Source organism: Myxococcus sp. AS-1-15, assembly GCF_020037055.1.
GTDB classification, from domain to species: domain Bacteria; phylum Myxococcota; class Myxococcia; order Myxococcales; family Myxococcaceae; genus Myxococcus; species Myxococcus fulvus.
Genome location: NZ_JAIQDF010000009.1, coordinates 215,351 through 234,388, shown reverse-complemented (window position 1 = coordinate 234,388; position 19,038 = coordinate 215,351). Strand labels below are relative to the sequence as shown.

The 19,038-nt window shown below is 70.8% G+C and carries 18 protein-coding genes and 1 tRNA gene; 12 read left to right on the top strand and 7 right to left on the bottom strand.

What is annotated here, in order from left to right:
- The first annotated feature begins 52 nt into the window (after nt 1-52).
- The 3 genes from K8625_RS24380 (at nt 53) to K8625_RS24370 (ending at nt 2,188) form a co-directional block, all read left to right on the top strand.
- Nucleotides 53-922 carry a DMT family transporter gene (locus K8625_RS24380; protein WP_223745618.1) on the top strand — a complete coding sequence of 290 codons (870 nt, stop codon included), beginning with the start codon at nt 53-55 and terminating at the stop codon, nt 920-922.
- 103 nt (nt 923-1,025) lie between these two features.
- On the top strand, nt 1,026-1,574 hold the full coding sequence (locus tag K8625_RS24375) for a hypothetical protein (protein ID WP_141325169.1): 549 nt from the start codon (nt 1,026-1,028) through the stop codon (nt 1,572-1,574).
- Entirely contained in the window at nt 1,571-2,188 is a 618-nt protein-coding gene (locus tag K8625_RS24370) for a tRNA-uridine aminocarboxypropyltransferase (protein ID WP_223784054.1), read from the top strand. Before K8625_RS24375 ends, K8625_RS24370 begins: the two co-directional genes overlap by 4 nt.
- Nucleotides 2,189-2,221: 33 nt before the next feature.
- On the opposite strand, the gene K8625_RS24365 is transcribed toward K8625_RS24370, so the two are convergent.
- Both K8625_RS24365 and K8625_RS24360 read right to left on the bottom strand, forming a co-directional pair.
- Nucleotides 2,222-3,664 carry a protein-disulfide reductase DsbD gene (locus tag K8625_RS24365; RefSeq protein WP_223745616.1) on the bottom strand — a complete coding sequence of 481 codons (1,443 nt, stop codon included), beginning with the start codon at nt 3,662-3,664 and terminating at the stop codon, nt 2,222-2,224.
- 67 nt (nt 3,665-3,731) lie between these two features.
- Nucleotides 3,732-5,558, bottom strand: coding sequence for an SPFH domain-containing protein (locus K8625_RS24360; RefSeq protein WP_223745615.1), 1,827 nt, complete (start codon nt 5,556-5,558; stop codon nt 3,732-3,734).
- Between the two features lie 371 nt (nt 5,559-5,929).
- On the opposite strand from K8625_RS24360, the gene K8625_RS24355 reads away from it, so the two are divergent.
- From K8625_RS24355 to K8625_RS24325, 7 genes are all read left to right on the top strand, one after another.
- Entirely contained in the window at nt 5,930-7,291 is a 1,362-nt protein-coding gene (locus tag K8625_RS24355) for an IscS subfamily cysteine desulfurase (RefSeq protein WP_223784136.1), read from the top strand.
- Between the two features lie 98 nt (nt 7,292-7,389).
- Nucleotides 7,390-7,791, top strand: coding sequence for a Fe-S cluster assembly scaffold IscU (gene iscU / locus K8625_RS24350; RefSeq protein ID WP_015351027.1), 402 nt, complete (start codon nt 7,390-7,392; stop codon nt 7,789-7,791).
- 46 nt (nt 7,792-7,837) lie between these two features.
- The gene (locus K8625_RS24345) at nt 7,838-8,239 is read left to right on the top strand and encodes an iron-sulfur cluster assembly accessory protein (protein WP_141325174.1); all 402 of its coding nucleotides are present in this window, start codon (nt 7,838-7,840) and stop codon (nt 8,237-8,239) included.
- A gap of 115 nt (nt 8,240-8,354) precedes the next feature.
- Nucleotides 8,355-8,903: a Fe-S protein assembly co-chaperone HscB gene (gene hscB / locus K8625_RS24340; protein WP_223745614.1), complete on the top strand. Its 549-nt coding sequence runs from the start codon at nt 8,355-8,357 to the stop codon at nt 8,901-8,903.
- Entirely contained in the window at nt 8,900-10,744 is a 1,845-nt protein-coding gene (hscA, locus tag K8625_RS24335) for a Fe-S protein assembly chaperone HscA (protein ID WP_223784053.1), read from the top strand. The genes hscB and hscA overlap by 4 nt, the downstream gene beginning before the upstream one ends.
- Before the next feature lies 1 nt (nt 10,745).
- Entirely contained in the window at nt 10,746-11,123 is a 378-nt protein-coding gene (locus K8625_RS24330; protein ID WP_046715064.1) for a 2Fe-2S iron-sulfur cluster-binding protein, read from the top strand.
- A 93-nt stretch (nt 11,124-11,216) separates the two neighbouring features.
- Nucleotides 11,217-11,300: transfer RNA gene (locus K8625_RS24325), tRNA-Leu, on the top strand.
- A 75-nt stretch (nt 11,301-11,375) separates the two neighbouring features.
- Here the strand turns inward: K8625_RS24325 and K8625_RS24320 are convergent.
- Nucleotides 11,376-12,491 carry a lysylphosphatidylglycerol synthase transmembrane domain-containing protein gene (locus K8625_RS24320; protein WP_223784052.1) on the bottom strand — a complete coding sequence of 372 codons (1,116 nt, stop codon included), beginning with the start codon at nt 12,489-12,491 and terminating at the stop codon, nt 11,376-11,378.
- On the bottom strand, nt 12,488-14,035 hold the full coding sequence (locus tag K8625_RS24315; RefSeq protein WP_223784135.1) for an alkaline phosphatase family protein: 1,548 nt from the start codon (nt 14,033-14,035) through the stop codon (nt 12,488-12,490). The genes K8625_RS24320 and K8625_RS24315 overlap by 4 nt, the downstream gene beginning before the upstream one ends.
- 182 nt (nt 14,036-14,217) lie before the next feature.
- Between K8625_RS24315 and K8625_RS24310 the strand changes: the two genes are divergently transcribed.
- Together K8625_RS24310 and K8625_RS24305 are read left to right on the top strand one after the other, a co-directional pair.
- Nucleotides 14,218-15,390 carry a BamA/TamA family outer membrane protein gene (locus tag K8625_RS24310; RefSeq protein ID WP_223745611.1) on the top strand — a complete coding sequence of 391 codons (1,173 nt, stop codon included), beginning with the start codon at nt 14,218-14,220 and terminating at the stop codon, nt 15,388-15,390.
- 199 nt (nt 15,391-15,589) lie between these two features.
- Nucleotides 15,590-15,997, top strand: a complete 408-nt coding sequence (locus K8625_RS24305; protein ID WP_223784051.1) for a hypothetical protein — start codon at nt 15,590-15,592, stop codon at nt 15,995-15,997.
- A gap of 28 nt (nt 15,998-16,025) precedes the next feature.
- Here K8625_RS24305 and K8625_RS24300 read toward each other — a convergent pair whose 3' ends face one another.
- Genes K8625_RS24300 through mvk form a run of 3 tightly spaced genes read right to left on the bottom strand, consistent with a single transcriptional unit; the run spans nt 16,026 to nt 19,035 of the window.
- A complete protein-coding gene (locus tag K8625_RS24300; protein ID WP_223784050.1) occupies nt 16,026-17,105 on the bottom strand; it encodes a mevalonate kinase in 1,080 nt (359 codons plus the stop codon).
- A complete protein-coding gene (gene mvaD / locus K8625_RS24295; protein ID WP_141325180.1) occupies nt 17,105-18,094 on the bottom strand; it encodes a diphosphomevalonate decarboxylase in 990 nt (329 codons plus the stop codon). Before mvaD ends, K8625_RS24300 begins: the two co-directional genes overlap by 1 nt.
- A gap of 8 nt (nt 18,095-18,102) precedes the next feature.
- Nucleotides 18,103-19,035, bottom strand: a complete 933-nt coding sequence (gene mvk / locus K8625_RS24290; RefSeq protein WP_223784049.1) for a mevalonate kinase — start codon at nt 19,033-19,035, stop codon at nt 18,103-18,105.
- Nucleotides 19,036-19,038 lie beyond the last annotated feature (3 nt).

Genomic DNA, 19,038 nt, shown 5'->3' with positions numbered 1-19,038 from the left:
TGCGCCCCGTCGGCGCCTCGAGGCGCTCCGACGTCACCAGGAGTCATGAGCAGTGCGGCATTTCGCGATGGTCGCGGCAGGGGCCACCCTGTGGGGGTGCTGGTCCCTCTTCCTCCGGCCCGCGGGCCTGTCCTGGGCGCAGAACGCGTTCCTGGCGCTGGTCGCCATGTCGCTGCCGGTGCCCCTGCTGCTGCGCGGCGCCCCGTTCCATGACCGGCGCGCCACCGTGGCCCTGCTCGTCGTGGCCCTGGCGGACGCGGCCAACATCAGCCTGTTCTTCGCCGCCATGAAGCGGGGCCCCGTGTCGGTGGCCGTGCTCACGCACTATCTCGCGCCCCTGCTGCTCGCGCTCGCCGCGCCCTGGGTGCTGGGGGAGAAGCGCTCCGTGCGGGCCCTGGTGGCCGGGCCCGTAACGCTGGCGGGGCTGGTGATGCTCATCGGCCGGCCCGACGGACAGGGAGGAACGGGGATGACGGCGGCGCTCGGCGCGGGCAGCGCCCTGTTCTTCGCGGCCATCGTCCTGGGGACGAAGGCGGCGACGCGAGCCTACTCACCCCTGGCCGTGGCCTCGCTGCACGCGCCGGTGTCCGCCGGGGTGCTGCTTCTCATCGCCGGGACGGACGCGCTGCCGACCGCGCTGGACCCGGCCACCCTCCAGGTGCTCGCCGGGGGCGCGGTGTGCGGCCTTGCCGGGACGTGCCTCTTCAATGCGGGGCTGAGCCGTGTGCCCACGGCGGCGGCCGGGGCGTTGACGTACCTGGAGCCGCTCACGGCCTCCCTGGTGGGCTGGGCCGTCTTCTCCGAGGCGCTCACACCCGTGGGCGTGGCGGGGGGACTCCTGGTGCTGGCCGCGGGGGTCTGGGTCGCCTCCGAGCGTCGGGCGCCCGCGTCAAGCATGGCCCTCCCGTCCGCCACGTCTTGAAATCTCCACCCAACTCCCCACTTGCAAGGTCGGGGAATCCTTTGGTCCTCTTGGGCCAACGCAGCTCCTCCCCGCAGCGCCGTGCTTGCGACGCCGTATGCCCATGGAAACCGCAGCAGACAGTCGTGAGTACCGCGTCCTCTTCTTCTGCCCCGCGTCGAGCGCGAGGTTGGAGCGGCTGGAGGCGCCCGTGCGACGGCTGCTGTCGCGCATCCAGGCCCCGCCCGCGGAGCTGACGCCCATCCAGGAGTCCGGGGCGCTGTCGGAGGCCGGGTGGCAGGTGTACCTGGTGCGCTCGCTCACGGAGCGCTCGGCGGCGCAGGCCATGGCCGCGTACGTCAGCGAGGCCACGTGCGCGCTGGCGGCCGAGGTCGACGCCGAGGTGCTGGGGCTCTACGTGGACGTCTCCGGAGACTCGGCGCGCATCTGTCGCTGCGGGCCGGAGGATGGACCGGAGACCTTCGCGGGCCGTCGGCAGGCCGCGCTCAACCGCACGGCCGAGTGGCTGGAGGTCGCGCCCATCCTGCTCTCCGCCATCTTCCAGCTCGACGTGCCGGACGCGGACTACGAGCCGGACGCGGATGACCGCTTCGTGGAGGAGAAGCTTCGTGAGGCGCGCGTCCTGATGGAGCGCTACCGTCAGGGGAAATGAGGTCTCGAACTCCGGAGGACCTCGCGGGCCGCTGTCCGCGCTGCTTCCTGCCTTCCCCGCTGTGCCTGTGCGCCGAGCTGCCGAGCATCCCCACGCGCACGGAACTGCTCGTCATCCGGCACCACAAGGAGACGCTCAAGTCGACGAACACCGCGCGCATGGCGGCGCTCGCGCTGCCGCGCTGTCACATCGTCTCGTATGGCTCGCCGGGTCAGCGCTTCGATGCGTCGGTGCTGGAGGACGACGGCTCCACGTGGTTGCTCTTCCCGGACGCGCAGCAGACGGCCGCGCCGGAGGCCGAGAAGCCCCGGCGGCTCATCGTCCTGGATGGCAGCTGGGGACAGGCGCGCCGCATGGTGCAGCGACTGCCGGGGTTGCTCAGGCTGCCCGGACTGAAGCTGCCTCCGCCGCCCCTGGATTCACGCCGGCTGCGCAGGCCGCCGCATCCGGACGGCATGTCGACGATTGAGGCCATCGCCGGCGCGCTCACGTACCTGGAGGGTGAGGACGTGTCCCGCCCGCTCTACGACCTGCACGAGAAGATGATCGACCGCGTGCTCGCGAGCCGCGGCCGGGGCCCCGCGCCTTCGTGTGACGAGGACGACGGCGACTGAGCGTCGCGTCGTCTCACGAAGCGGACAGCGGACTCAGCAGGAGGCGCCCTCGGTGCAGCGCGCCTTGCGCATCTGCTCGGCGAACGGCACGGGCTCCAGGAAGCCGGTGACGCGCGGGCGCTTGAGCTCCGTGCCCGTCTGCGACACGAAGGCCACCGTGGGCAGGCCCTCCACGCCGAAGCGCTCCATCAGCGCGTCGAGCGCGTCGTCGCTGTTCGTCGCGTCGATCTTGATGGTGAGGAACTGCCCCTCGGACGACTGCGAGATGACCTGCGGCGCCGGGTACGTCTCGCGGTCCAGCTCCTTGCAGGCCGCGCACCAGTCCGCGAAGAAGTCGATGAGCACCGGCCGCCCCTCGGCCTTCGCCTGGGCCAGCACCTGGTCGAACGCCTCGCGGGAGAAGGTCGCCTTCTTCGCGGGCATCACGTGGTCCCACGCCCACGTCGGCGCACGCGGACGCTCGGCCATGCCCAGGCGCACCCACAGCTCACCCACCGGGCCCGCGTCCAGCGCGCCGCCGCGCACCATCAGCGCCACCACCACCAGCGCCACACCGAACGCCTTGAACGAGAAGTCGCGCGCGCCTTCCTTGAACGAGCGGTGCACCGCGCCCAGGAGCACGCCCACCACCGCGAGCCCCCCCGCCAGCGCCGCGCCCGGCAGACGCCCCAGCTCCGCGCCCGCCGCCTTCACCACGTCGCGCGCCCACGGCGACGCGTCCTTCAGGTAGCTGAACGCCAGCGCGACGAGCATGATGCCCAGCACGCTCTTCACCCACTCCATCCACACGCCGCTCTTGGGCAGCCGCACCGTGGACACCCCGAGGATGAAGAACGGCACGCCGATGCCCAAGGCGTAGATGAACAGCAGCGACGCGCCGAGCGTCACGTTCGCCGTCTTCGCCACGAAGGCGAGCAGCCCCGTGAGCACCGGCCCCGTGCACGGCGCCGCCAGGAAGCCCGACACGCTGCCCATCAGGAACGCGCCCGCCACCCCCGCGCCGCCCACCGAGTTCAGCCGCGTCTGCAGCCCCGACGGCAGCGCCAGCTCGAACGCGCCGAACATCGACGAGGCGAGCAACAGCAGGAACACCGCCAGCCCCGTCACCACCGCGGGGTGCCCCAACATCGAGCCGAACGCCTGGCCCGTCTTCGCCGCCAGGATGCCCAGCCCGCTGAACACCACGCCCATGCCCACGATGTAGGACGTGGTGAGCAGCATCGCCTTGCCCCGGCTCTCCGCCTTGCGGGCCCCGAAGACGGAGACCGTGATGGGGATGAGCGGGTAGACGCAGGGCGTCAGCGCGGTGAGCAACCCGCCGCCGAAGACGATGGCCGCGCCGAGGAAGAGGCTGCCGGACTCCAGGAAACGCGCCGCGTCGAGCTCCGTGCTGGGGCCGGTGGGCAACAGCCACGGCACCACCACCACCGCCACGCCGGCCAGTACGGCCATCAACCCGAGCTTCTTGGCATCCATGCGCGCTCTCTTCCGTCATCCCCAGCAAAAAGGGCCCGCTTTGTATACGCAGGCCCCGGCCCGGGGGCTACTGCGCCGTGGGGGCAAGCGAGGAGGCGGGCACCTTCAGGCCCGCGGACCGCGCCAGCCCCATGACGCCCTCCACCGCGGCGGCGATGTAGCCAAAGGGGTTCGCCCCATCCACCGCCGTGACGTGGACCTCGCCCATCTTCTGCTGGAACGCGGCCGCCACCTGGGGGAGCTGCTGCGCCAGCGTCATCTGGATGACCTCCGGGCTGATGGTGTTCTCGATGTCCCGCAGGGCCCGGGCCCGCGACAGCTCCAGCTCCTGCCGCGCGTTCTCCCGCCGCACCTCCAGCTCCGCGATGGCCACTTCCGCCTCCGCGATGCCGCGCCGCGACTGCACCACCTGCAGCTGCGCCTTGAGCTTCTCGACCTCCTGGAGCTGCTCGGCCAGCTGACCCTCGTGCCGGGCCGCCGCCTGCTCCTGCTCCCGGCGCAGCCGCTCCAGCTCCATCTGCGCCAGCGCGTTCTGCTGCTCCTGCTCACGGCGCAGCCGCTCCAGCTCGATGGTCGCCTTGGCGCTCTCGGTCTCCTGCTCGCGCTGCAGCCGCACCAGCTCGAAGCGCGCCTGGGCGGCCTCGGCCTCCTGCAACAGCTTCTGCTTCTCCAGCTCCAGCTTCGCGCGGCCCACGTCCGCGTCCTGCTCGCGCTTGAGCTTCTCCAGGGCGATGCGCGCGCGGGCCCCCTCCAGCTCCTGCTCGCGCGACAGCTTCTCCATCTCCACCTGCGCGCGGCTCGTCGCCAGCTGCCGCTCGGAGACGATCTTCGCCTCGGCCAGCCGCGCCTCGGCGGTGAGCGCCTCCAGCTTGGCCTGCTCGTCGGCCACCTGCTTCTTCTGACGCACGTCCTGCTCGGCGGCGAGCTTGGTGAGCGCCACCTCGCGCTCCACCGTGGCCTGCTCCTGCTTGAGCGTGCGCTCCTGGGCGAGCTTCGCCTCGGCCACGCGCGCCTCGACGGCCAGCGTCTCCAGCCGCGACTGCTCGTCCGCGGTCTGCCGGCGCTGGCGCACCTCGTCCTCGGCCTCGAGCTTCTGGAGGCTCAGCTGCCGCTCGGCCTCCGTCTCCTCGCGGTGGACGAAGCGCTCCTTGGCCAGCTCCGCCTCGCGGGCCTGGCGCTCCTGCTCGCGGCGGAAGCGCGCCTGCATGTTCTCGAAGACGGTGGACGACAGGACGCGCACGTCCTGGATCTCAATCGTGTCCAGCAGCACGCCCCAACCCGCGTCCGTCGAGTCCGCCAGGCGCCCCTGCCCCGACAGCACCGGCGCGATTTCGCGCATCAGCTCCGCGGCGATGCCCTCCTTGCGCCGGGACAGGCACTCCTCCACGGAGAGGTTCGCCACCAGCCTGCGCGCGGCGCCCACGAACATCTCGCGCAAGAGCTCCGCCAGCTTCTCCTGCGCCCGCTCCGGGAAGGAGAAGTTCAGCATGCGGAAGGCCACCAGCGGATCCGCGATGCGGTACACCGCCAGGCCCGTCACCTGCACGCCCACCTTCTCGCTCGTCACCTGGTCCGCGGTGAACTGCAGCCGCTGGATGCTGGTGGGGACGATCGCCACCGAGTCACCCGGCAGCTTGAAGCAGCTGGCCCCCTGGCCGCTGATGTCGCGCACGCGGCCGCGGCGCATGTGGACCAGGAACTCGCTCGGCCGGGCGGTGATGAGGCCCCAGCGCTTCATCTTCTCCGGGTCCTCCGCGGGCTTCCCCGCACGCCAGCCGTCCGAGTAACGGTTCTTATCCATCCCCCCACCGCCCCCCTCCATCCGGACGAGCTGTGCACGGCCCTGCTCTGTCGACTCCGACGACTCCTTCACCCGCTTCGCGTTCGCGCTCATGCCTGCCTCCTGGCGACGCGCCCCGGTTGCAGCCCCCCGGCCAGCCCCACGCCCCTCGGGAAATCAGCCGCTTGCGCCCGATGAGGCCCCCGCCTCGCCCCATTCCGGACCACCCCGCGCCAGGGCGGCCCACCCGGGTTGATCCACCCCGGCGCAGCCGTTCCAACGCCGACAGCCCCTCCTTCCGGCCAGTCCCGGCGGGTCTCCCGTACGCCTTATGTTCGCTTGACCCGAGGGCACCCGATTTTATAATTGACCAGTCCGGTCCACATTCATGTGAGACGGTGTATGCCCGCCGCAGCGCGCCCCCTGGGTGGCGCCGGGGTGCGGGGGCAGTCGCAAGCCCCTTCAGGAAGGTGTGGGACGCAATGGTGAAGCTGCCGATCTACATGGACAACCACGCCACCACGCCGCTGGACCCGCGCGTGCTGGACGTGATGCTCCCCTATCTGCGCGAGGACTTCGGCAACGCGTCCAGCCGCAACCACGTGTTCGGCTGGAAGGCCGAGGCGGCGGTGAAGAAGGCCCGACAGCAGGTGGCGGAGCTCATCGGCGCGACGGAGCAGGAGATCGTCTTCACCTCCGGCGCCACCGAGTCCGACAACCTGGCCATCAAGGGGGTCATCGAGTACTACAAGTCGAAGGGTGACCACATCATCACCCTGAAGACCGAGCACAAGGCCATCCTGGACACCTGCAAGCGCCTGGAGCGCGTGCGCCAGGAGCGCCTGGACGAGCTCAAGCTCTTGCGCCTGTCGCAGCTCGCCGAGCGCGACGTGTCGCCCGAGGAGGTGACGGAGCTCTCCGCGAAGCATGATTTGGAGAACGACGCGACGTACAAGAAGTGGGCGGACCTGCCCACCGGCGGCGCGCGCGTGACGTACCTGGACGTGGAGCAGGACGGCCGGGTCAACCTGGAGAAGCTCGAGGAGGCGATGACGCCTCGCACGGTGCTGGTCTCCATCATGTTCGCCAACAACGAGATTGGCGTGGTGCAGCCCATCGCGGAGATTGGCGCGCTGTGCCGCAAGAAGGGCATCCTCTTCCACTGCGACGCGGTGCAGGGCATCGGCAAGGTGCCCTTCGATGTCGAGGCCATGAAGGTGGACCTGGCCTCCATCACCTCGCACAAGATGTACGGCCCCAAGGGCATCGGCGCGCTGTACGTGCGCCGCAAGCCGCGCGTGCGCATCGCCCCCATCATCGACGGCGGCGGCCATGAGCGCGGCATGCGCTCGGGCACGCTCAACGTGTCGGCCATCGTCGGCTTCGGCCACGCGGCGCAGCTGGCGCGCGAGGAGCTGGCCGAGGAGTCCGCGCGGATCCTCCGGCTGCGCGAGAAGCTGCGCAAGGGCCTCACGGACGCGCTGGACATGACCATCATCAACGGCTCGCTGGAGCACCGCCTGCCGGGCAACCTCAACATCTCCTTCGCCCACGCCGAGGGCGAGTCCCTGATGATGGGCATCAAGGACGTGGCGGTGTCGTCCGGCTCCGCGTGCACGTCCGCCTCGCTGGAGCCCTCGTATGTGCTGCGCGCGCTGGGCGTGGATGAGGAGCTGGCGCACAGCTCCATCCGCTTCGGCCTGGGGCGCTTCACCACGGAGGAGGAGGTCGACTACGTCGTCCAGCTCGTCGTGGACAAGGTGCGCAAGCTGCGCGACATGAGCCCGCTGTACGAGATGGCCAAGGAAGGCATCGACCTCAAGAGCATCGAGTGGACGGCGCATTAGCGCGCCTTCCCGAGCAATCAGCGGGGCGCATGGCTCCCCGGACGGTGGGCATTGCTCGCCGGAACCTTTGGTGCGAAGCATCGGTTGAAGGAGTTGGCATGGCTTACAGCGACAAGGTCATCGACCACTACGAGAACCCCCGCAACGTCGGGACGATGGACAAGGAAGACCCGAACGTCGGCACGGGTCTGGTCGGCGCGCCCGCGTGCGGCGACGTGATGCGCCTGCAGCTGAAGATCTCGGACGACGGCCTCATCGAGGACGCGCGGTTCAAGACCTTCGGCTGTGGCTCCGCCATCGCGTCCTCGTCGCTCGTCACCGAGTGGGTGAAGGGCAAGACGGTGGACCAGGCGATGACCATCTCCAACAAGGACGTGGCCCGGGAGCTGGCGCTGCCGCCGGTGAAGATCCACTGCTCGGTCCTCGCCGAGGACGCCATCAAGGCGGCCATCGAGGACTTCAAGAAGAAGCGCGCCGCGCGCAAGGCCCAGGCATCTTGAGTCCTGGGAGCACGGTGCTCTCCACATGACTCCAGGAGGTGAACCCATGAGCGAACAGGCGACCCAGCAGATGACGCCCGGCCCGGTGGCCAACGCGGCGCCCGTGGCCAAGGCCGCCCCCAAGGGCATCGTCGTGGCGGACAGCGCCGTGGCGCGGCTCAAGGAGCTCCTGGAGCAGCGCCAGACGCCCGAGGCCGGCCTGCGGCTGGCCGTGAAGGGCGGCGGGTGCTCGGGCCTCCAGTACTCCATGGAGTGGTCCGAGAAGGCCCGCGAGCGCGACAAGATCTTCGAGAAGGACGGCGTGCGCGTCTTCGTGGACCCGAAGAGCTACCTGTACCTCATCGGCACGGAGCTGGTCTTCGAGCAGACGCTCATGGCCTCCGGCTTCAAGCTCAACAACCCCAACATCAAGGCCGCGTGCGGCTGCGGAGAGAGCTTCTCCGTCTGACGTGGGGACAGCCCTCGTCCCTCGCCTCGCGCGGGGGACCTCCAGTCACGCGGGGTCCGGCCAGCCGCCGGGCCCCTTTCGTTTATCCGCCCCCTGCCCCCATGGAGCACACCGAGTGAGGACCCACTTCGACGTCTTCGGGCTGCCGCGCGCCTATGACGTGGACGTGCCGGCGCTGGAGAAGCAGTACCGCGAGCTGTCGCTCCAGCTGCATCCGGACCGCGTGGCCCAGGCCGACGCGCGCGAGCGCCTCAAGGCCCTGGAGGGCACCACCGCCCTCAACGAGGCCTTCAAGGCGCTCAAGGACCCGGTGCGCCGCGCCTTCTACCTGCTCAAGCTCCACGGCGTGGACCTGGACCGCGAGGACGCGGGCGCGCAGAAGGACATGCCCCTGGAGTTCCTCGAGGAGGTCATGGAGCTGCGCGAGGCGCTCGACACCGCCATGGAGAAGAAGGACCTGGCGCGGGTGCAGGCCATGGGCACCCAGGTGGAGGGGCGGCGCAAGGCGGCGCTCGACGAGGCGGCCGGTGCCCTGCGCGCCCTGGAGGGCGAGGGTGACTCACAGTCTCCGGTGAGAAAGGCATCGCATGCCCTGGGTCGGGTGCGCTACTTCACGCGCTTTCTCGAGCAGGTGGAAGCGTTCGAGGAGGAGAGTCTGTCGTGAGCAAGAACGGCTACCTGCAGATCCATGATCCGCTCAAGCCCAAGGGCCAGGCGGTGGGCATCGACCTGGGCACCACCCACTCGCTGGTGGCGGCGGTGACGCAGGGCAAGCCCCGCTGCGTCCCGGTGGACGAGGGCGACTCGCTGCTCTTGCCCTCCGTGGTGCACTACGGCCAGGACGGCGGCGTGGTGGTGGGCGTCCGGGCTCGCGCGCTCGCGGCCTCGCACCCCACGGACACCATCGCGTCGGTGAAGCGCTTCATGGGCCGAGGCCCCGAGGACGCCGAGACGCGCAAGCTGGGCCACTACAAGTTCGTCCCCGGCGCCAAGGTGGTCCGCTTCGATGTGTCGGGCGGCAACCCGGTGACGCCGATTGAGGTCTCCGGCGAAATCCTGCGTGCGCTGAAGCGCCGCGCCGAGGCGCAGTTCTCCAGCAAGGTGGAGCAGGCCGTCATCACCGTGCCGGCGTACTTCGACGACGCCCAGCGCCAGGCCACCAAGGACGCGGGGCGGCTCGCGGGCCTGGAGGTGCTGCGCCTGCTCAACGAGCCCACCGCCGCCGCGCTCGCGTACGGCCTGGACAAGGGCAGCCAGGGCACGTTCGCCGTCTACGACCTGGGCGGCGGCACCTTCGACATCTCCATCCTCAAGCTGGTGGACGGCGTCTTCGAGGTGAAGTCCACCGGCGGCGACTCGGCCCTGGGCGGCGACGACTTCGACCGGGCGATTGCCACGAAGGTGTTCGAGGCGCTCGGAATCACCGCGCCCTCCCCTGCCCTGGTCGCCGAGGCGCTCGCGTCCTCGCGCAAGGCCAAGGAGGCCCTCACCGACGCTGCCGAGGCCACCGTCACGGTGGATGGCCGGACGCACGCGGTGAAGCGCGCGGACTTCGACGCCTGGATTCAGCCGCTGGTGGCGAAGACGGGCATCGTGTGCCGCCGGGCCCTGAAGGACGCGGGCGTGGCGGCGGGCGAGTTGGACGGCGTCATCCTGGTGGGCGGCTCCACGCGAGTGCCGGCGGTGCGCCGCTTCGTGGCGGAGATGTTCGGCCGCGAGCCGCTGGGCGACATCGACCCGGACCAGGTGGTGGCGCTGGGCGCCGCGGTGCAGGCGGACCTGCTCACCAACGCGGACCGGCAGGACGAGGTGCTGCTCTTGGACGTGATTCCGCTGTCGCTCGGGCTCGAGACGATGGGCGGCATCACCGAGAAGCTCATCCAGCGCAACTCCACCATCCCCACTGCGGCGGCGCAGGTGTTCACCACGTTCAAGGACGCGCAGACGGGCCTGGACGTGCACGTGGTGCAGGGCGAGCGGGAGCTGGTGGAGGACAACCGCAGCCTCGCGCGCTTCACGCTCTCCGGCATCCCCCCGCTCGCCGCCGGCATGGCGCGCGTGGAGGTGCGCTTCCAGGTGGACGCCGACGGCATCCTCTCCGTCTCCGCGAAGGAGCAGAGCACCGGCGCCACCCAGTCCATCACCGTCAAGCCCAGCCACGGCCTCACCGAGGATGAAATCGAGCGGATGCTGCTCGACTCCATCGAGTACGCCGAGGATGACATCCAGGCCCGGCAGCTGCGCGAGCAGCGCGTGGACGCCGAGCGCGTGCTGGCTGAGGCGGACCGTCAGCTGGGCGAGCACGCCTCGCTGCTCCAGGACGGGGAGAAGGCCACCATCGACGCGGCCATCGCCCGCGTGCGAGAGGCGGCCCAGGGCAACGACTACCTGAAGCTCAAGGAGGCCGTGCACGCCCTGGACGAGACGTCCCGGCCCTTCATCGAGCGGGTGATGAACAAGGCCATCACCCAGGTTGTCGCTGGCCACTCGGTGGAGGAGTACTGACGTGCCCAAGGTCACCTTCAAGAGCCCGCTGGCCGAGGTCAGCGTGGACGTCCCCCCCGGGACCATCCTCCTGGACGCCGCCGAACAGTCGGGGGCCCAGGTGGGCCACAGCTGTGGCGGGGTCTGCGGCTGCTCCACCTGTCACATCTGGGTCCGCAAGGGCCTGGACTCGCTCAGCGAGCAATCGGACGCGGAGGCGGACCGGTTGGACATGGGGTTCGACGTGCGTCCGTACTCCCGGTTGAGCTGCCAGACGGAGGTCAGCCAGGAGGACGTGGTGGTCGAAATCACCGAGGAGTCCCTCACGGCCTTCATGGACGAGAACCCGGTCATCCGCCGGGCCCTGGAGGCCGAGGGGAAATGGCCGCTGAAGAAGTGAGGTTGTTACGTAGTTCTTGACGAGCCGGGGCAGGACACCTATATGTCCGCCCCATCGCAGCGACGCCACGGCGCCGAGGCGGTGAAGCCACCTGCCCAGGTGGTGGAATTGGTAGACACACTAGATTCAGGGTCTAGCGCCTGCAAGGGCATGGAGGTTCGAGTCCTCTCCTGGGCACAAAGTCGATAAGGGGTCCCGGTTTCAAACCGGGGCCCCTTTTCGCTTTTCAGGGGTCCGCGCTTCGCGCCCGGCTCACTGTGGCGCCGGCTCCACCGCTTCATGCGCCACGTGCTGCGCGGCCTCGCGCGCCAGGCTGCCGCCCTTCCTCAGGTCGCGGATTCGAATCTTCCGGATGTAGACGGAGACGGCGCCCACGCCGGCCTGGCTGAACACCGTGCCCAGGTGGGTGAGCGTGGCGAACGCGGCCGCGTCCTCGGGGGTGGCGCCCAGGCTGCGGGCCGCCCAGCTGGTGACGAAGTAGTAGATGCCCATGCCCGCGGGCACGCCCGGCAGCGCCTGCCCCAGGGAGATGGCGCCCAGCACCACCGCGCCCGCGAAGAGACCCCCGGAGATGCCGATGCCGTGGAGCGCCAGCCCGTAGGCCAGCGCCGACGCGAGCACCGGGCCCACCGAGTAGAAGAGCACCTTGCCCATGCCGATGAAGGAGCGCGCGGAGCCCAGCCCGTCGCTGACGTGGTGGAGGAAGCCCTCCAGCCGCGGGAAGCGGTGGCGCCGGTGCATCGCGTTCGCCAGCGGGAGCGACCAGTGGGCCAGCAGCACCACGAGCGCGACGAGCCCCACGCACAGGGACACCGCCACCTTCAGCTGCCCCTGGAAGCGCGTGAGGGTGGAGCCGAAGGGCCCCAGCAGCGACAGCGTCACCAGCATCATCAGCGCGGCGAACTCCATCAGCTTGCCGACGGCGACGGTGCCCAGGCAGCGCAGGAACGGGATGCGCTCGGTGCGCGACAGCAGGAACGAGCGGAGGATGTCGCCCAGCTTCCCCGGCAGCGCGTTGTGGACGAAGGCGCCGATGGCCACCAGGTGGTAGCGCTCGCGGAAGGGCACGCGCTTGCGCAGGGTGCTCTGCCACTGCACCGCGCGCAGCGGGATGATGGAGCCCTGCAGCATGACGAAGGGGACCAGCCACACCAGGTGACCGGGCAGGTCCCTCAGGAAGTCGTCCAGCGGGAAGCGCGGCTGCAGCAGGGGGCCTGGGCCCTTCGGGTTCCAGTGGAAGAAGGCCGTGGAGAGCAGGACGACGGACAGCACCAGCCCCACCACGCCGAGCAGCACCTTGGGCAGGCTCAGGCCCCGCGCGGACGGCCTGGGCCACACGGCCTTCGTGCGACGCCCAGGGGCCTTCATTGCACCCACCTCAAGCGAGGCGCCTGCCGCACATAGACCTCCGCGAGCCGGTCATGCAGTTGGGCGCAGTGCCCCAGTCCGGACAGGTCCACCGGCGCGTTCGTGGGCCAGCACACCAGGCTGTTGGCCTCCGTGCGCGTCAGCCCGCCGTGCGAGCCGAACTCCCACGCGAAGCCCACCGTGCCGCCCCGGCGCACCGCCTCTCCGAAGACGACCAGGTCTCCCGCCGTCGTCATCGCCGGCAACCCTCGCAGGAAGTCCGCCACCGCGCGGCGGCTGAACTCGGGTGACAGCGGCGCGCGCTCCACCTCGTCCGGGCCGTACACGCCGCCGCGAATCACCGCCACCGCGGAGTGACCTCGTCTCAGCGCGATGATGCCGATGTCCTCGCTGCGCGTGGCGCGTGCCAGCACCTCCGGATGTCGCGCGAGCAGCGCGCGAGCCTCCAGCGGCTCTCGCGCACCGGAGAGATAGACGTGCGCGAAGTTGCCGCACTCGACGATGACGGGCTCGAAGGGCGCGCTCGGCACCGAGTCCTGAAGCGGACGTCCGTCGCGCAGTCCGCGCACCACGTCCTCGGCCAGCTCGCCGGGGGAGCCCTCGAGGAGCAGCGACTCCAGTCGTCGTCCCTGGCGCTGCTCCAACGGCATGCTGTCCACGTGGCCGTGGTCCGACAGGATGACGACGTCGTAGGGGCGCTCCACCGATTGGGACATCGCGTACAGGTCCTCGAGGTACCCGTCCACGCGGTGCAGCTCCGCCAGCGCCAGCTCCGAGCGAGGTCCCCGACGATGGGCCACCTCGTCGTAGTTTCCGAACACCAGGTAGATGGCGGGCACGCCGCGCACCATGTCCACCAGCGCCTTGGTGTACGCGAAGCTCCAACCCAGCCGCTGCAACAACACGCGGCTGACGAGGAAGGACTGCTCGTGCCGCCAGTCGTGCAGCGCGTGGGCCCAGCGGGCCACCTCGCGCGCCGAGCGCCACGTGTCCATGCCGAACGCGCCGAGGAAGTCCCAGAGGCCGCGCGTGCGCCCCGCCGACAGGCCCATCATCTCGTACGAGAACGCGCGCGACATCTGCTTGAAGCTCGCCAGCGTGCTCATGCTGAGCGCGTTCCGGGCGCCCGCGCGGAACAGCGAGAAGTAGCCGTGGCCGCCTCCATCCAACAGGCTCTCGCGCCCCTGGCCTCGCAGGCGCTCGTCGATGACGTGTGCGTCCGTGGGCGTGCTCATCCGCACCTGTCGTCCCAGCTCCCTGTCGAACCAGGAATATGCGGGCAGGTTCGAATTCCGCAGGCCGTACAGGAGCCCCGCCTGGAAGTACGGCGTGGAGGTGGGCGCGCCCCAGAAGGCGTCATCCAATTGAAACGTGCCGGAGCGGATGAGTCGTGAGACGAACGGGAGCTTGCCGGCGACAATCGCCTCGTCCAGCAGGGCCTTGGGTACGCCGTCGAGGTGGATGAGCAGCAGATTCCTGCGCCGATGCGCCGCTGCGGGCGGAACTTTCGTTCCAATCCGCCGCGCGAGCCCATGGGCCCACATCCAGGACGCCGGAGTAATCACACCACTCACGTTGACGCCTCCCCTCCCTCACCCGCCAGAATGAGCACTCGGGGGGACGGCCGCCTTCAGTCGAAGGCAGCCCTCCTGGAAAGCAGGCGGGCAGGTAGCGCCGTCCTTCTGTCGGGATGGTTCCGACTCAGAGAGACGTCACCACGGTCCCCATGCTCCTTCCCGCTGTCCTCCTCGTCGTGCTCGGCGCCGCTCCGGTGAAGTCGCCTTCCCGTCCAGCGCCCGGGCTGCCGCAAACGAAGGCGGACTCCGGCTCGGACATCATCGCCCTGCCGATGATGACGTTCAGCTCGGACCACGGCATCAGCTACGGCGCCGTCGGCGGCATCTACCTGTACGGCCCCGGCAAGACGCCGTACGCGCACGGCATCGGCGCGCAGGTGCTCTTCAGCAGCCGCGGCGTGCAGAGCCACTACGTACGCTACGACGGGCCCCGGCTCATTGGCCCGCTGCGCCTGGAGGCCGGCCTGGAGTACAGGCGCGAGCTGAAGAGCCCCTTCTTCGGCGCGGGCAACCTCTCGGCGCCCGACTTCCGGGGCGACCTGGACAACGAGCGCTACACCTTCGACAAGGGCGCGCCGGGCGGCTGGTTCCGGCTGCGGGGGCGGCCCTTCGGTCCCACCCATCCGCTCCAGTCCTACGTGGGCTATGCGCTGCGCTACACCAGCGTGGACACGTACGACGAATCGATGCTCCACCAGCAGCGTCCGCTGGGCATCGAGGGCGGCATGACGGGGCAGCTGCTCGTGGGCGCGCTGTGGGACACGCGCGACGACGAGACGGACCCGCTGGAGGGCGGCGTGGAGGAGATCGCCCTGCGCGTCTCCGGCATGGCCACCGGCAGCCGGTACCAGTACGCGGGCATCACCTTGAGCGAGCGGCGCTACCTCAAGCTGTCGTCACGGCTGACGCTGGCGCAGCGGCTGACGTTGGACATGCTCTTCGGCGAGGTGCCGTTCTTCGAGTGGAGCAACACCGGCGGCGTCAACGTGTCGGAGGGCATCGGCGGGATGAGCAGCGTGCGCGGCATCGAGCGCAACCGCTTCTCCGGCAACGTGAAGGCCTTCAGCAACACGGAGCTGCGCTACCACGCCGCCAACCTCCAGGTGTTCGGCAAGAGCATGAAGGTGGGCGCGGTGATGTTCCTGGACCTGGGCCGCGTGTGGCACCCGGGCGTGCCCGACGGCAAGTGGCACGAGTGGCACCCGGGCATCGGCGGAGGCCTGCGCCTCATGCGCCGCGCCGCCGTGGTCCGCATGGACTACGCGCGCTCCACCGAGACGGGACGCCAGCGCGTCTACATCACCTTCGGCCACATGTTCTGACGCTTGCTCGCCATGACGCCGCGCGCTGTCTTCAACGCTGCGAGTCAAGCTCCGCGTGAGGCATGACAGAACCATGACAAAGGCATGGAGTCGTCATGGACCTTCCGACACCACCCCCGCTGTAGGTTGGCTGCAATCGCTGACCTGCAACGGGGCTTCTTCCATGCGTGTCATCTCCCCTGGCCTCCTCGTGGCGGCCGTGACGGAACTCTCCTTGTCGCGGAGCGCGAAGCTGGTCCGGCTCAAGGACGTCATCGCCTGGTGTGAGTGGAACGGCGTCGACTACGAGGGGACGGGCGGCAAGCAGCAGGCGCTGTGGGACGCGGACCGTGACGAGGCCCAGGGCCAGCACCGGCTGCTGAAGTTCAAGAGCGGTGAGTGCAAGCAGTCGCGCGCGGGCTGGGCGCTCATCGCCCACGGCGAGAAGGCGCGCGAGGCCGCCACCCAGCTGGGCTGGCGGGAGCAGCTGTGGGACGGAGAGAAGTGGGACTGGCTCGGCGGCAACGCCCCCGTGGTGGCCCGGCGCCCCAACGCCCGGCGCGCGCGCGCGAGCAACGAGCCCGCCCAGGAGCTCCTCGACGAGGGGCCGCGCCTCTCGGTCGGCTGATGCCTGAGGGGCCCACCGGGGCCCCGCTTCAGACGAGCGCGTCCACCCAGGCCCGCAGGCGCGCGTCCAGGTGCGCCTCGCCGCGGACGCCGGGCTCCGGCTCCAGCAGCAGCGTGTGGAAGCCGCGCGCCTCCAGGCCCTCACACAGCTCGGCGCGGGCCGCCACGTCCGGCGCGAAGAGGATGCAGCCATCCCCTCCGCCCGCGCCAGACAGCTTCCCGACACCACCGTAGGCCGCCGCCAGCGACAGCACGCGGCGCATGCCCTCGGTCTCCAGCGGGCCCAGCTCCAGCAGCAGCGCGTGCTGGGCCTTCACCGCCTCGGAGAACGCCCGGAAGTCCCAGCCGGCGAGCCCGTCCTCCACCGCCTGCCCCACCGAGTCCGAGCGCGCGACGAAGGCCTGACGGCCCCGCTCCTCCAGCCGCGCCTCCACCTGGCCGATGAGCACCCGCGTGGAGGCGCTCTCGCCCGTGAAGGCATACGCCATGGGCACCCGGGGCGGAGGCAGCCGCCAGACGTCGACGGACGCGGACTCCGTCATGGCCGCGCTCAGTCGGCCGTGGTTGCTCGCCTCCACCAGCGCCGCCACGTCGTAGCGCCGGTAGCGCAGCACGCCACCCGCGAAGCTCGTCGCCACGTCCCCGCCGCTGCCCTTGCCGCCCTGCCCCTGCGTGTGCGCCAGCAGCGCCAGCTTCAGCGCGTCGTAGCGCTCGTCCAGCACCCAGCGCGCGCCCTCCGACGCCAGCACCGTGGCGCAGGCGCTGCCGCCCATGCCCAGCTTCTGGCCGTTGGGCCCCACCGCGGACGGCGCCACCGCGAAGTCGAAGCCCTGGCTCGCCCGGCCGTGCGCGCGCAGCGCCTCGTCCAGCGTGCGCGCCACGAAGGAGAAGCCCGCCGGCACGTCGCGCTCCCAGCGGACCCCGCGCGGCGTCATGCTCCCGGCGAGCGTCCCCTCCTCCAGGCAGACGTGCACGCGCGCGTCCTCGCGCCGCCGCACGTAGGCGTGCGTGCGGGGCGCCACCGCCACCAGCCGCGCCACCCCACCCCACAGCACCGCGTACTCGCCGGAGACGAACAGCTTGCCCGGAGCCGAGAGCGCGCGCTCCATCAGAAGAGGTGCTCCGACTTCAGTGTCGCGTCACCACCGGGCACGCAGCGAATCACGTCCAGCGCGCCGCACGCGCGGGCCAGCGCCTCCGCCGCCACCTCGTTCGCCGCGTCCGTCAGCAGCACCGGGTTGGGGCCCGCGTCCAGCGTGAACCAGACGGGCACGCCCTTCTTGCGGTGCTCACGCAGGTGGTGGATGAGCCCCACCGTGGCCGCGTTCAGGTAGCAGAGCGGCGGGTCGGCCGCGAGCGACGTGGAATGCATCCGCCAGGCGTTGCGCTCACACATCTCGCCCAGCGCCTGCAAGTCCCGACGGGCGATGTACTCGCGCGCGCGGGGCACCTCCGCCTCCGCGTCCTTCACCCAGGCCGCGTAGTAGGGGCTGGTCTCCACCGCCTGCTTCATCCCGTCGCGCGACTTCACGTCCTTCTCGCCGCGGTCCAGGATGGCCACCACCATGCGCAGCTCCGGCCAGTGCGCCGCGTCGAAGCGCTGCACCGCGAAGCTGTCGTCGCCGTCCGGGCGCTCACCGCGCTGCCACTCGCAGAAGCCGCCCTGCACGCTGCGGCACGCCGAGCCGCTGCCCAGCCGGGCCAGGATGCTCTCCGCCTTCGTGTCCCGCGGCAGGCCCGCCGCCGCGCGCCCCGCCACCGCCAGCGCCGCGAAGCCCGCCGCGCTGCTGGCCAGGCCCGCCGCCATGGGGAAGTCGCCACGCGAGACGACCTTCGCCGGGCCCAGGGACTTGTCGCCGGCCTGCGCGCGCACGGACTCCAACAGGCGCAGCACCCGCTCGCGCTCGCTGCCCTTGGCGACGTGGCCGTTGAGCTCCACCGCGTCCGTGGGGACGCCGAACTCCACCGTCGTCGTCACCGACAGCGGGGAGAGCGTCAGCGACAGGCTGGACTGGTGCGGCAGGATGAGGGCGTCGTCCCGCTTCCCCCAGTACTTCACCAGGGCGATGTTGGGATGCGCCAGGACAGTGGCTTTCATGCGGACACCTAGGTCGCTCGCGGACCCGCGAGCTGGCTGCTGAAGCAGCGCACGCCGAGCCGGGTGAGCTGGTCCACCGCGGGCTCGGGTTCGAGGAACAGACCGACCACGGCCCCGCCGTCCCCACCGGCTCCGGTGAGCTTGGCGCCCAGCGCTCCCAGGCCCCGCAGTCGGTACACCATCTCTTCCAATGCCGGCGAGGACAGGCCCAGCGCCGCCAAGAGGCCCTGGTTGACGTTCATCGCGTCGCCCAGGCCCTCCAGGTCACCGGCCTCCACCGCCCGCGCGCCCTCCGACGCCAGCTTCCCCATCTGCGCGAAGAGGCGCTGGTAGCGCTCGGGCCAGCGCGCCTGCCGCTCGCGCAGCGCCCCGACGGTCTTCTTCGTGGGGCTGCGCTCACCGGCCAGCGCCACCACCACGCGCAAGGGACGCGGACTGTCCACCACCTTGCCGCGCCCCACGTCGGAGGAGCCCGGCGCGCGGCGGTACAAGAGCAGCTGCTCATGGGCGCTGGTGGTGTGGTCCACGCCCGAGGGCGTGCCGTGGAACTCCTGCTCCATCTCCCACGCCAGGCGTCCGGCCTCCTTGGGCGTGGGCTCCCGGCCCGCGGCACAGAGCAACATGCGCGCGCAGGCGACGGACACCGCTGCGGAGCTGCCGAGCCCCGCCGACAGGGGCAGCTCCGGGTCCAACGACACCTTCACGGGAGGCTCGCCCACCAGCCTCGCCGCGCGCAGGAAGGCGCCGGTGAGCTGGGCGCGCTGGGCGCGGCTCATCGTGGCGGGAAGCGTCAGCTGACACTTCCGGGCCGGCACGCCCCGCGCCTTCACCCCCTGCGACAGCGGCCCCGCGAGCGCGGGGTGGCCGTACACCACGCTGTGCTCGCCCAGCAGGATGACCTTGCCGGCGCCGAACGTGGACAGTGGGGGCGAGGTGGCCACGGG

What these genes read in the sequence shown, in the direction of transcription:
- mvaD (WP_141325180.1), bottom strand. Translation starts at nt 18,094, where the DNA reads ATGAAAGCCACTGTCCTGGCGCATCCCAACATCGCCCTGGTGAAGTAC.
- K8625_RS24320 (WP_223784052.1), bottom strand. Translation starts at nt 12,491, where the DNA reads ATGAAGGCCCCTGGGCGTCGCACGAAGGCCGTGTGGCCCAGGCCGTCC.
- K8625_RS24310 (WP_223745611.1), top strand. Translation starts at nt 14,218, where the DNA reads ATGCTCCTTCCCGCTGTCCTCCTCGTCGTGCTCGGCGCCGCTCCGGTG.
- K8625_RS24370 (WP_223784054.1), top strand. Translation starts at nt 1,571, where the DNA reads ATGAGGTCTCGAACTCCGGAGGACCTCGCGGGCCGCTGTCCGCGCTGC.
- K8625_RS24315 (WP_223784135.1), bottom strand. Translation starts at nt 14,035, where the DNA reads ATGTGGGCCCATGGGCTCGCGCGGCGGATTGGAACGAAAGTTCCGCCC.
- K8625_RS24345 (WP_141325174.1), top strand. Translation starts at nt 7,838, where the DNA reads ATGAGCGAACAGGCGACCCAGCAGATGACGCCCGGCCCGGTGGCCAAC.
- K8625_RS24375 (WP_141325169.1), top strand. Translation starts at nt 1,026, where the DNA reads ATGGAAACCGCAGCAGACAGTCGTGAGTACCGCGTCCTCTTCTTCTGC.
- iscU (WP_015351027.1), top strand. Translation starts at nt 7,390, where the DNA reads ATGGCTTACAGCGACAAGGTCATCGACCACTACGAGAACCCCCGCAAC.
- K8625_RS24300 (WP_223784050.1), bottom strand. Translation starts at nt 17,105, where the DNA reads ATGGAGCGCGCGCTCTCGGCTCCGGGCAAGCTGTTCGTCTCCGGCGAG.
- K8625_RS24365 (WP_223745616.1), bottom strand. Translation starts at nt 3,664, where the DNA reads ATGGATGCCAAGAAGCTCGGGTTGATGGCCGTACTGGCCGGCGTGGCG.
- K8625_RS24360 (WP_223745615.1), bottom strand. Translation starts at nt 5,558, where the DNA reads ATGAGCGCGAACGCGAAGCGGGTGAAGGAGTCGTCGGAGTCGACAGAG.